General features: G+C 46.9%; 8 protein-coding genes. 7 read left to right on the forward strand and 1 reads right to left on the reverse strand.

The window, feature by feature from the left end; genetic code table 11:
- Positions 1 to 48 precede the first annotated feature (48 nt).
- Positions 49 to 1,464: a glycosyltransferase family 2 protein gene (locus D2962_RS01845; protein ID WP_122013930.1), complete on the reverse strand. Its 1,416-nt coding sequence runs from the start codon at positions 1,462 to 1,464 to the stop codon at positions 49 to 51.
- Between the two features lie 346 nt (positions 1,465 to 1,810).
- Between D2962_RS01845 and D2962_RS01850 the strand changes: the two genes are divergently transcribed.
- The 7 genes from D2962_RS01850 (at position 1,811) to D2962_RS01880 (ending at position 11,939) form a co-directional block, all read left to right on the forward strand.
- Positions 1,811 to 2,794: an ABC transporter substrate-binding protein gene (locus D2962_RS01850; protein ID WP_245984842.1), complete on the forward strand. Its 984-nt coding sequence runs from the start codon at positions 1,811 to 1,813 to the stop codon at positions 2,792 to 2,794.
- A 15-nt stretch (positions 2,795 to 2,809) separates the two neighbouring features.
- Complete coding sequence (locus tag D2962_RS01855) at positions 2,810 to 3,517, forward strand: ABC transporter permease (protein ID WP_120767825.1); 708 nt, start codon at positions 2,810 to 2,812, stop codon at positions 3,515 to 3,517.
- The gene (locus D2962_RS01860; protein ID WP_122013931.1) at positions 3,504 to 4,628 is read left to right on the forward strand and encodes an ABC transporter ATP-binding protein; all 1,125 of its coding nucleotides are present in this window, start codon (positions 3,504 to 3,506) and stop codon (positions 4,626 to 4,628) included. The genes D2962_RS01855 and D2962_RS01860 overlap by 14 nt, the downstream gene beginning before the upstream one ends.
- 140 nt (positions 4,629 to 4,768) lie before the next feature.
- Entirely contained in the window at positions 4,769 to 6,058 is a 1,290-nt protein-coding gene (locus D2962_RS01865) for a DUF4044 domain-containing protein (protein WP_122013932.1), read from the forward strand.
- Between the two features lie 122 nt (positions 6,059 to 6,180).
- Positions 6,181 to 7,437 (forward strand): efflux RND transporter periplasmic adaptor subunit, encoded by a 1,257-nt coding sequence (locus D2962_RS01870; RefSeq protein ID WP_122013933.1) that lies wholly within the window; start codon positions 6,181 to 6,183, stop codon positions 7,435 to 7,437.
- Complete coding sequence (locus D2962_RS01875) at positions 7,434 to 10,601, forward strand: efflux RND transporter permease subunit (RefSeq protein ID WP_122013934.1); 3,168 nt, start codon at positions 7,434 to 7,436, stop codon at positions 10,599 to 10,601. The genes D2962_RS01870 and D2962_RS01875 overlap by 4 nt, the downstream gene beginning before the upstream one ends.
- Before the next feature lie 45 nt (positions 10,602 to 10,646).
- Complete coding sequence (locus D2962_RS01880; RefSeq protein ID WP_162991057.1) at positions 10,647 to 11,939, forward strand: TolC family protein; 1,293 nt, start codon at positions 10,647 to 10,649, stop codon at positions 11,937 to 11,939.
- Positions 11,940 to 12,008: the final 69 nt, after the last annotated feature.

The raw sequence follows: 12,008 nt of genomic DNA on the forward strand, positions 1-12,008 counted from the left end.
ATTGCCACCCACTGCCCATACGTAATAAGAAACCCCGGTTCGCCGGGGTTATGCCTTTTTCATGCTGACTTCTGCTATTTCTCTGGTTCTGGGAGTTTTTACCCATGCCCGGGGCTGACTGTTGAAGGCTCTTAAGATCAGGGCTCCGGTGTAGGGTAGGGGCAGAAGGAATCCCGCCAATGGCAGGACCAGAAGGGATATAAGGGCCATCAAGGAATTTACGGCGCCTCTTTTTTTCATATACCGATAATATTTAACAATATAGAGATAATATGTAAATCCGAAGTAAATGAAAACCAGAGATTTCAAAAATATCCTGAACCCGTCGGGTAATGCCGAAGGGTCTATCAAGCCTTTGTATGAAAGCCATATAACCGCCAGGGGTACCAGCACCGCTATCTGATAAAGAGTCCACTCCACTTCCCCTTTTAAAAGCAGCGTCTTCAGAAGGCTGTTTTTTTTCGGTCCGGCGTATTCCGGCGTGTTTTTAAACTTTTCGATGACCTGGATGTGTCCTGCCGCCCAGCGCAAGCGCTGCCGGAAGAAAGATCTGTAATTTTCGGGAGTTTGTTCAGTGCTTATATATGGAAAGTAATCAGGCCAGGCGCCTTCGGCAAGATAAGCCCTTACACCTATTTCAAGGTCCTCGGTCAGAGCTTTGCAGTCAAAGCCCTTTATTCTTTTTAAAAGGTCTGATTCGATAAAAAGATTTGTCCCGCCGACAAAGGGAAGCATTTTCATAAGAACGGGCATATACCACTCATGGGATAGCGCCTGGTAAAGGGAGGCGATCCTGGTTATAGGGCTCAGGTAGAAGAAATTCCTGACCTGAAAAACCGGCCCCTGCCAGATGCGGTTGGATTTTTCCGAATTTATCCATTCCTGGGCTATGTATAAAAGGACATCCAGTTCCGGATGGCTTTCGGCATCGTAAAACCCACATATATCCGAAGAACCGTCTATAAAGGAAAGGCCGTAATTTAGAGCCCGGCCTTTGGTGGAAGGCACCGGTTTTCCCAGGCCCTGTCCCTGAAAATTGCCGTCAAAATCATAGGGGACCATAACATGTTTTAATACGGGACAATTTCCCCTGGTGGTAAATTCCCTAATTTTATCTTCCACCACCTGCTGAGTAGTATGGCTTTTACCGGAAGAAAGTTCTTTTTCATCAGTTATGACAATTATTTCAAAGAGATCGTGAGGATAGTTTAACCCTGCCAGGTGTTCTATAGTCTGTCCTATAACATCGGCTTCCTCCCGGGCCGGCACTAAAATAGAAAACATGGGCAATTTTTTGCCTTTTTCTTCTGCCAGTTTCTCAAGCTCAAAAGCTGAAAGCACTTTTCTTTTTGACCAGTAGTGTTTATTGGAATAGTGTCTCCATACAAAATATCTCAGAAAGAGCAGGAAAAAAAACAGGTATAAGCCGATTACACCTAAATAAATGAGCTGTGGGAGCTCCATGATATTCCCCCCCAAAATATACAAAATCACACGATTATATATTATACGCCCGAAAAATATAAAAATAAATCCGGAAAAATGGCCAAAAATAACAGGATAGGCATAAATTTCACAAACCGTTTTGAACATCCAAACTATTTATATTATCTCTCGAAAATATATTTTCTTCCTTCGGGTTACTCAATAAATTAAAAAAACCTATCAAATACCATAAATAAGTTTCGAAAAGCGCACATATTTTTTGAGGGTATATAAAAACATGCAGGAAAAAACGAATAAAGGTCGAATAATATCATTATGTCTAAATTTACATAACGTATTTATCAAACAGAAGGGGGTATTTTTTATGAAGTATTTTAAGAAACCGTGGTTTTTAGTCGCAGCAATGCTGGTACTGATTTTTGCCATTGTTTTGTCGGGATGCGGAGGGGCCAAGACGGAACCGGCGAAAACGGAAACTTCTTCACCGGGGACTGGTGCCGCAAATCAGGAGAGTTCCCCGACACCCGCTCCTGAAAACAATGAACTTATCCTTTCCACCACCACCAGTACCCAGGATAGCGGCTTGCTGGATGTGCTGATACCTATTTTTGAGCAAAAGACGGGCTACAAGGTCAAACCCATTGCTGTAGGCACAGGCCAGGCCCTGGCCATGGGAGAAAAGGGCGATGCCGATGTGATGCTGGTGCACGCACCTGAATCCGAGATGGCGCTGGTAGACAAAGGTGCCGCCATCAATCGGCAACTGGTGATGCACAATGATTTCATCATAGTGGGCCCCAAAGATGATCCTGCCGGCATAAAAAATGTAAAGGATTCAGTGGAAGCCTTTAAAGCCATTGCCGAAAAACAGGCTGTATTTATTTCAAGAGGCGATGATTCCGGAACCAACAAAAAAGAACTGGACATCTGGAAAAAGGCGGGCGAGAAACCCGAAGGCAAGTGGTACCAGTCCACAGGCCAGGGTATGGGCGCCACGCTGGATGTCGCTTCAGAAAAAGCCGCTTATACCCTCACCGACAGGGGTACCTATCTTGCCAAAAAGGATAAGCTGCAGCTGGAAATATTGAAGGAAGGAGACGCTTCCCTTCTCAACATATACCACGTGATGCAGACAAATCCGGAATATATTAAGAAGAACAATCCCAATGCCGCCAGAATGATAAATGAACAGGGGGCCAAAGCCTTTGTGGATTTTATGGTGGCTCCTGATACTCAGAAGATTATAGGAGAGTTTGGAAAGGATAAATTCGGCCAGCCTCTGTTCTTTCCCGATGCGGGAAAAGATGAAAAAAACGCTGGGGAAATAATTCGTTATTATTTGCGCTGACTGTGAGGGATTTTATTGGACACCGTAATAGAGGGCTTAAAAAAAGGGTTTATTTTACTTTTTTCCCTGGACCGGGAAGTTCTCGGCATTACATGGTTTACACTTAAGGTTACCGGTGCCGCAACCCTGATAAGCATTGCCATTGCCCTGCCGCTGGCGCTGCTTTTCACGCTCAGGGATTTTCCCGGCAAGAAGTTCGTGATAAGCCTTGCCAACCTGGGCATGGGCTTACCGCCCACGGTGGTAGGGCTATGGGTGAGCCTCATGCTCTGGAGGAGCGGCCCCTTTGGGATGCTCAAAATAATGTATACGCCCACTGCCATAGTAATCGCCCAGACGGTAATATCTACGCCTATCATTCTGGCGCTTTCTACGGCAGCTCTCCAGCAAATAGACAGGAAGCTCCGGTGGCAGATCATGGCACTCGGAGCTACACCCCTGCAGATGCTCTTTTTGATGCTGAAAGAAGCGCGCTATTCACTGATGGCGGCGGTTATGGCGGGATTTGGCGGGTCCATATCGGAGGTGGGAGCATCCATGATGGTGGGCGGCAATATCCAGAACTACACCCGGGTTCTAACTACCGCCATAGTGCTGGAAACCAGCAAGGGGCATTTTGATATAGCTCTGGCTTTAAGCTTTATATTGATGCTCTTGGCTTATGCCGCCACACTGTGGTTGACCTTTATACAGCAGCGGAGGTACAGGAATGTATATTATTGAGGGGCAGGATATATCTGTAAGGGCTGGAAAAAGCCGTATCCTCGAGGTGAAAAGGGTAGGCCTGGAAGAAGGCAAGGTTTTTTCGGTGATAGGCCCTAACGGGTCAGGTAAGAGCACCCTTTTAAGGGTTATGGCTCTTTTGCAGAATCCTGACGATGGGTGCGTGTACTTCAGGGGTGAAAGGGTTTTGCCTCGAGACAGGATAAGAATCCGTCGGCGCATGGCGGTGGTTTTTCAGGAACCGCTTCTTCTGGATGCTACGGTAGAGGAAAATATCGTCACGGGCTTGAGAATTCGCGGGGTGGATGCCGCTTCGGCCAGGCGAAGGGCGGGTTTCTGGCTGGAAAGATTCAAGGTGGCGCATCTTTCGGACCGCTGGGCCCGGGCTCTCTCCGGCGGGGAAGCCCAGCGTGTGAGCCTTGCCAGGGCTTTTGCCCTGGAGCCTGAGGTCCTTTTTCTGGATGAGCCCTTTGCCAATCTGGACGCCCCCACCAGGGAGGCTCTGCTGCTGGAGCTTTCCGATGTGCTTCATTCCACAGGCGTCACTACCTTTTTTGTAAGCCATGACTTCAAGGAAGTAGCCTTTCTGGCGGACAGGACTATGGCGCTGATGGAGGGCCTGCCGGTACAGGAGGCTCCTCCCCAAAGAATACTTGATTACCCCGCGTGCGAAAAGCTCGCAAGATTCGTAGGCATTGAAAACATATGGCCGGCAAAAATCCTTGAGGAAAGGCTGGAAACATTAATAGCAGATATAAAGGGTCTTACCATGGTTGTCAAAAAAGCCGGCGATTATGAATATGAAAGATGTAGTAGCGTAGGTGATGAGGTGAAAATTGCCCTCCGGGGAGATAAAATAAATTTCATCCCACTTGATGCCTGCAGTAATAATCTTGAGATAGGCTGTTGCCAGGATGGCTCAATAAAACAAAACTGCTGGAATGGAAGGGTAAAGTCGCTTTTTGCTTTCGGAAATGTAATCAGAATGACAGTAGACTGCGGAATAGATGTCAATATTTCCGTTCCTGCACAATTTATGAACGCATTCAAAATTGGAGATAACATTAGCTTGTATTTTTCCATCGATTCTCCAATCATACTTAAAAAATAGAATTTTAAGTACAAATGTCACCCCTGATTTCCGGAGCTTTCAAAGCTCCGATTTTTTTATTATAATTTTTCTGGATAAACATTTTTTTATTTTTTACGTATAAAAATAATGTGAGAAAATAAAACAAAGTGGTGACGGTAATGAGTGGAATCATGGAATTTATAGCAGGAACCAAAGACTTCTTTCTACAGAACGGAGCCATAGGGCTTTTTATTCTGGCCTTTGCGGAAGCTTCCTTTTTCCCTGTACCGCCTGACATAGTCCTGATTCCCCTGACTATTATGTCGCCGGCCAGGGGGCTTTACTATGCGGCCATAACATCCATTGCGTCTACATTGGGAGGCCTGTTCGGGTATTTTATAGGCATAAGGGCGGGAAGACCTATACTTTCGAGATTTGTAAAGGAAAACAACATTCAAAAAATAGAGGACATGTTTGCCTGCTACGGCGGATGGGCGGTGGCGGTGGCAGGTTTTACACCCATTCCCTATAAGGTTTTTACCATAGCCTCGGGAGTTTTTCGCATGAATCTAACCACCTTTTTCATAGCGGCACTTTTAAGCAGGAGCGCCAGATTTTTCATGGAAAGCGCCATAATAATGGCCATGGGAGAAAATGCCATGGTTTATATAAACAAACTGTTGGGACCGGGTTCTTTCCTGCTGGCGGTGGTGGCTCTGGTCATTTATATAATGGTTAAAAAGACCAGGATAACCATCCACTTCACACCGGAAAAATTACCGGGATATAGCTTTGCGAAAAAGACTTCGGAAAAATATATTGTAAGGTTCGGCGAGTTTGGCATTTACATCATCGGAGGCCTGATCACAGCGGGTATATTTGGCATGATGTTTATCAAACTTGTCACGGAAATGCTTGAAAAAGAGCTGGGGTGGTTGGACCGGGGGGTTATTGAAATCTTTAAATCAATTCAAAGTCCGGCCATAGATGTTATAGTAAACGCAATCAATGTTCTGCAGCAACCCCTGGCGCTTTTGGTACTGCTTGCAGCGGGCTTGCTATGGGCAGAATACTTACATAAAAATGCCATGTATCCTGCCATGATATTAATAACTTTTTCCGGGAGCTTTGTCATCCAGTGGGGACTGAAATCCCTATTTCAAAGGCCCAGGCTTTTACCGCTGGACCACCCTCTGGGTTTCCTGGCTTATAGTTTTCCCAGCGGTACGGCGCTGCTCTTCACGGCTTTTCTGGGCTTTTTAGCATTTTTAATCACCAAAAAAGCAAAAAGTCGGCATAAAATCACGGCAGCGGTTATCTGGCTCATGTTAATAGCCATTATGGGCGCAAGCCGCATATATCTGGGAATGAGCTATCCTACAGACATCCTGGCAGGATTCCTAATCGGTGTGGTATGGTTGGCAAGCTGTATAGTGGCCATTGAAGCCATAGAGTATTATTCTCGGTAAAAATTAACCTGAAATTAACAACAATGTTATTGACAGTGTATAAGGAAAATTTATATAATATTTCAGAACCGACCGGTCGGTCGGCTTTGGGGGTTATTAATACGATAAAAGGAGGATAATTCATGCAGGTAAAGAATAGAAAAATGGCTTACATACTGCTCATCCTGATGGCAGTCATAATATTTTCGGGGTGCGGCCAGAAACCCACGGCCACTTCAGAGCCGGAGAAGGTAGTGGCTGTCAGGACCGCATTTTCGAAGGTAGAGGACCTGGCAGAGTACCAGTCATTCCCCGGAAAGGTGCAGGCCGCCGGGGAAGTAAGTCTTTCGGCGAAAATGGGAGGAAAGGTGGAGGATATACTGGTAAAGGAAGGCCAGGAGGTAAAAAAAGGCCAGGTGCTGATAAAGCTCGAGCAAAAGGATGTGGAATCCCAGGTAAATCAAGCCCAGGCCGCATATAATGCCGCATCGGCGCAGCTTGACAGCCTGAAAAACGGCCAGCTGCCCCAGCAGATCGCGCAGCTGGAATCGGCATTTAATCAGGCCCAGGCTAATTTTAAGAATGCCGAGGAAAATTACAACCGCATGAAAAACCTGCTGGAACAGGGAGCTGTTTCCAAACAGCAATTTGAAGGCGCCGAGCTTCAGTATAAAGTGGCAAAAGAACAGTTTGAATCAGCAAGAACCCAGCTCACGCTCACAAAGGAGAAAACAGCGCCGGAAAGCATCTTTGCTGCCGAAGCCCAGGTGAACCAGGCAAAAGCAGCGCTCTCCGCAGCCCGGGCAGCTCTTGACAACACCCTGATAACCGCCCCTATTGACGGGACCGTGGGATTTATCAACGCCCGGGTAGGCCAGATGCTCAGCCCCGGTATGACCGTGGTGACTGTGGGAGATCTAAAAAAGGCCGAGATTGAGATAAATGTCACCGAAGACAGGATTAGCGCTTTACATATAGGCCAGGAGGCCGAAGTCACCGTAGATTCTGCCGGGATTCCGGGAATAAAAGGACAGATTGTCAGTATAAGTCCTTATAAAGACCCCAGGACTCAGGTATATCCTGTAAAAATATTGGTATCCAACGACAGTGGGCTTTTAAAATCGGGTATGTTCGCCAGGGTAAAGCTGATAGTGGGTTTTCATCAAAAAGTGGTAACGGTGCCCGAAGATGCGGTGGTGTCCTATGACGGCAACAGGCTTGTATATACGGTGGAGAAAAATGTGGCAAAGGCCCGTCAGGTAGAAACCGGAGCCGCATCCATGGGAAAGATAATAATAACAAAAGGGCTGTCGGCGGGACAGCAGATCGTGGTAGAAGGCCAGGACCTGCTGCAGGATGGCGTAAAAGTTTCTGTTGAGAACCGGGGTGACGTGAAATGAATCTGGCTAGTTTTTCCATAAAACGCCCTGTGACCATGCTCATGATTATAGCCATAATGCTAGTGCTGGGCTTTATTTCGTTCACCAGGCTCGGTATAGACCTGTTTCCAAATTTCGTATACCCCGGGGCGGTGGTGATAACCGAATACAAAGGAGCGTCCCCTCAGGAAGTGGAAAGTATGATAACACAACCCCTGGAACAAATGCTGTCCACTATCAGTAATGTAAAAAATATCCAGTCCTTCAGCAGCGAGGGGAATTCTACGGTATTTGTTGAATTCAACTGGGGAACCGATATGGATATGGCGGCCCTGGACATGAGAGAACAGGTAGATTTCATAAAGCCCTTCCTTCCCGAAGGTGCAAAATCACCCATGGTCATAAAATTTGATCCTTCCATGATGCCGGTGATGCAACTGGCCCTTTACGGGGGAAATGACATAGTTCAGTTAAAAAACATCGCCGATGATGTCATCACCAAAAGGCTTTTGAGGCTGGAAGGCGTGGCCTCGGTAAATGTGGTGGGCGGTCTGGAAAGGGAAATAGATATCAATGTTGACCCAGATAAGCTGGCTTTTTACGGGCTTTCCATGCAGCAGATAGCCAGGACATTGCAGGCGGAGAACATGAACCTCCCCGGCGGCACCGTATCTCAGGGGAAAAAAGACTATCTTATCAGGACCACCGCTCAATTTAAAGACATATCCGAGATAGAAAACCTTCCCATACCCCTGCCCCAGGGAGGAACTATTTCCCTGAAGAACCTGGCAGAGATTAAAGATACTCATAAAGAGGTTTCCACCATAGCAAGGTTCAATGGCAAACCCAGCATAACGCTGATGATACGCAAACAGAGCAGTTACAACACCGTACAGGTGGCCAACAGGATAAAGGCGGAAATGGAAAAGATAAAAAAGGTGGTGCCCGTGGGAATAGGATATGTGCCGGTGCTGGACCAGGCGGAATTCATCGAAAAGTCCATAGGTAACGTCACCAGCAATGCCATAACGGGCGCCCTGCTTGCTGTAATGGTGCTTTACCTTTTTCTAAGGAATCTGCGAACCACTGTGATAATTGCACTATCCATCCCGATTTCCATTATAGCCACCTTTGTGCTTATTTATTTCAACCATCTTACCTTGAATATGATGTCACTGGGAGGTTTGGCTCTGGGCGTGGGCATGCTGGTGGATAACTCTATAGTGGTGCTGGAAAATATTTTCAGGCACCGCCAGGAAGGTGAGGAGGCCATTACGGCTGCCATTTCCGGCACCAATGAAGTGAGCATGGCGGTGACCGCGTCCACACTGACTACGATAGCGGTGTTCCTGCCCATTATATTTGTTCAGGGCATAACGGCCCAATTCTTTAAGGAGCTGGCTCTGACGGTAACCTTTTCACTGCTGTCATCCCTGGCAGCAGCCCTGACGGTAGTGCCGCTGTTTTCATCCAGACTAATTCAGGCGACCGGGGCTGCGGGAGGAAGTACAATTCGGGGCGCCGCCGGAAATGGTTTATTTCGGATAATAAATATTTCCCTGGATTCATTTTCAAGATTTTATGAAAGAACCGAGAAAAATTATGGCAGATTGCTGAAATGGTCGCTATCTCACAGAAAACTTGTAGTGATATTTGCTGCGGTGCTATTTATCCTGAGCATTGTGCTCATTCCCCTGATTGGAACGGAGTTTTTACCCCAATCCGATACCGGAATGATAACCGTATCTGTAAAAATGCCCGATGGTACGAACCTTGACGAGACAGACAAATTTGTTTCACAGATAGAGCAAAAGCTAAAAGGGATTAAGGAGATAGATGGAGTTCTTGCCAATGTGGGCTCGTCTACATCATATCTGGAGGACAGCAGCCAGCAAAGCAAGAATGTTGCAAACATAGCTGTTGTGCTTAAGTCCCTGTCAGAGAGGAAGCGAAGCTCCCAGGATCTAGCTGAAGAGATAAGGAAAATAACAGGGAGGATGCCGGGAGCAGAGGTAAAGGTTGATACCATGAGCAGTATGGATTTCGGGGGTGGAGGCACACTGAAGCCCATCTCCATTTCCATCAAAGGCGATGATTTTGATAAATTAAAAGAGATTAGCGACCGTGTTGTGGATATAGTAAAATCCGTGCCCGGAACCCGGGAGGTGGAAAGCAGTCTGGAGCGCGGAAAGCCGGAACTGGACATTAAAGTGGACCGGGATAAAGCAGCCCTTTACGGCCTTTCTACAAGCCAGGTAGCTCAGGCGGTGAACTCGGCGGTGGCCGGCAGTACTGCCACCAAGTATAAGGTGGGCGGTGATGAAGTAGATGTGGTGATAAAAGCTCAGAAAAACCTCATCGATGATATTAGTAAGGTGAGAAACCTTTTGATACCGAGCCCGTCGGGGGCCCTGATAACCCTTGGCGATGTTGCCAGAGTGGAAAAGAGTATTGGCCCTGTAACCATAGACAGGGATGACCAGACCAGGGTGGTTACCATAACCGGTGATGTGGTGGGAAGAGCCGCAGGAACCGTAAACAATGAGATTCAGAAAAAACTTGCTGCCATCAGTCTGCCTGAAGGTTACAGCTTTAAGATGGGCGGAGAGCAGGAGCAAATGATGGAATCCTTCCGGGACCTGTTCCTGGCCTTTATACTGGCTGTGATACTGGTATATATGGTTATGGCAGCCCAGTTTGAATCACTATCACAGCCTTTAGGCATTATGTTTACGGTACCTCTGGCCATTATCGGCGTTGTATTTGCCCTGCTGGTAACCCGAAGGCATCTAAACATGCCGGCCTTCATCGGTATAATCATGCTGGCGGGCATTGTGGTCAACAACGCCATAGTACTGGTAGATTTTATAAATCAATTGAGGCATAAGGGCATGAGCAGGGAAGAGGCCATTATAAAAGCTGGGCCCTTAAGATTGCGACCCATACTCATGACAACTCTGACGACCGTACTGGGTCTCTTTCCCCTGGCGCTTGGTCTGGGTGAAGGCGGGGAACTTCGGGCCCCCATGGCCACTGCCGTTATCGGCGGCCTGACCTTTTCAACACTCCTGACCCTTGTAGTAATACCTGTGATATATACTATACTGGAGGATATCGGAAGCATATGGAAAAGGATACGCATCGGAAGGCGTCGCAGGGCAGTAACGGCCGAAAAATCCCGATAGAGTTTATGCTTCCATGACAATAAAAATATATTGAGGATGATGAATATGGTCAACTTAATAAAGAAACAAAAGCTGGTTTTGATTTCGGTAATCATAACATCGCTCGTGGCTACGGGTTTTGCCTTTGCTCAGGGGGAGAAAAAGGCTGAAGAGCCGCAAGTAATTAAACTTTCTCTTGCCGATGCATTGAAGATGGCGGAGGAGAACAATCCCCAGGTGGCGCTGTCAAAGCTGGCAGTGGAAAAGGCGGAACTGGCGCAAAAAGAATTGAAGTATAGAGAGAAAAAAGATAAAGAAAGCGAAGAAGAGAGTAATAATGCACCGTCATTGGGCCTACCGCAAATAGATATGTTTAAAATAAGCACCTCGGACTTTGATTATAAATATAACATGGAAATGGGCAAGAAAAATGCCGAGTTTGGCCTCAAGATGGCGCAGGCGGGTGTTGAAGCCACTTTAAGGAATATCCGGTTTGGGGTCGAGGCCGCTTATTACGGAGCCCTGGCTGCAAGGGACAATGTGAAAATAGCACAGGATGCCCTTAAAAGGCAGGAGGAATTGTTGAAAATTGCGGAAGTCAAACTTAAAGCCGGCATGATAGCAAAAAGGGACCTGATGGATGCCCAGGTGCAGGTAGCCAGGGCTCAAGCGGCGGTATCCACGGCGGAGTTGGGTAAGCAAAAGGCTTACATCAACTTTAAAAAGCTTTTGAACATAGACCTTGAAAAAGAAATAGAACTTACGGATGCCTTTGATTACAAGCCTGCGGAAAATGCTGTAGACCTCAACAAGCTGATTGAGGATGCACAGCAAAAAAGAATGGACATAGTTGAAGCTCAAGGTAAGCTAGATATTGCGCAGCTGGACTTTGACCTGACAAGCAAGGTGTATCCATCAAACACATTCAAATATAAGGAAAAAGAATATGCCCTTCAGGAAGCAAAGATGAATCTGGAAAATACCAAACAGGATGTTGAAGCCGAAGTAAGAGAGATTTTGCTTGACCTGCAGGAAGCCGTGGCAAATATCCCGGTGCTGGATAAATCCGTTGAGATGGCAAAAGAAAGCCTGCGCCTGGCAAAATTGAGCTTCGAAGCCGGGATGATGCGAAGAGTGGATGTGTCGCAGGCGGAGGAAACGCTGAAACAGGTGGAGCTTCAGAGGAATCAGGCAATTTGCAATTATAATCTGGCGAAGATAAGGCTCGAAAATGTAGTATATATTCCGGTATCAGGCGGCATTTCCACCGGCGCTGGTAGTACATCCACTCCGGGAGGGTTCCCCTCTCAAAACGAACTACAAAATACGGGGTCAGCCACAGGAGGAGCACTGTATTAATATGTGATGGAGGGGCGGAAATGTAGACCATTCCGGCCTCCAACCTCCGAATTCCGGCCTTCGATCATA

It is taken from the genome of Biomaibacter acetigenes, from assembly GCF_003691585.1.
Classification (GTDB): Bacteria; Bacillota; Thermosediminibacteria; order Thermosediminibacterales; family Tepidanaerobacteraceae; genus Biomaibacter; species Biomaibacter acetigenes.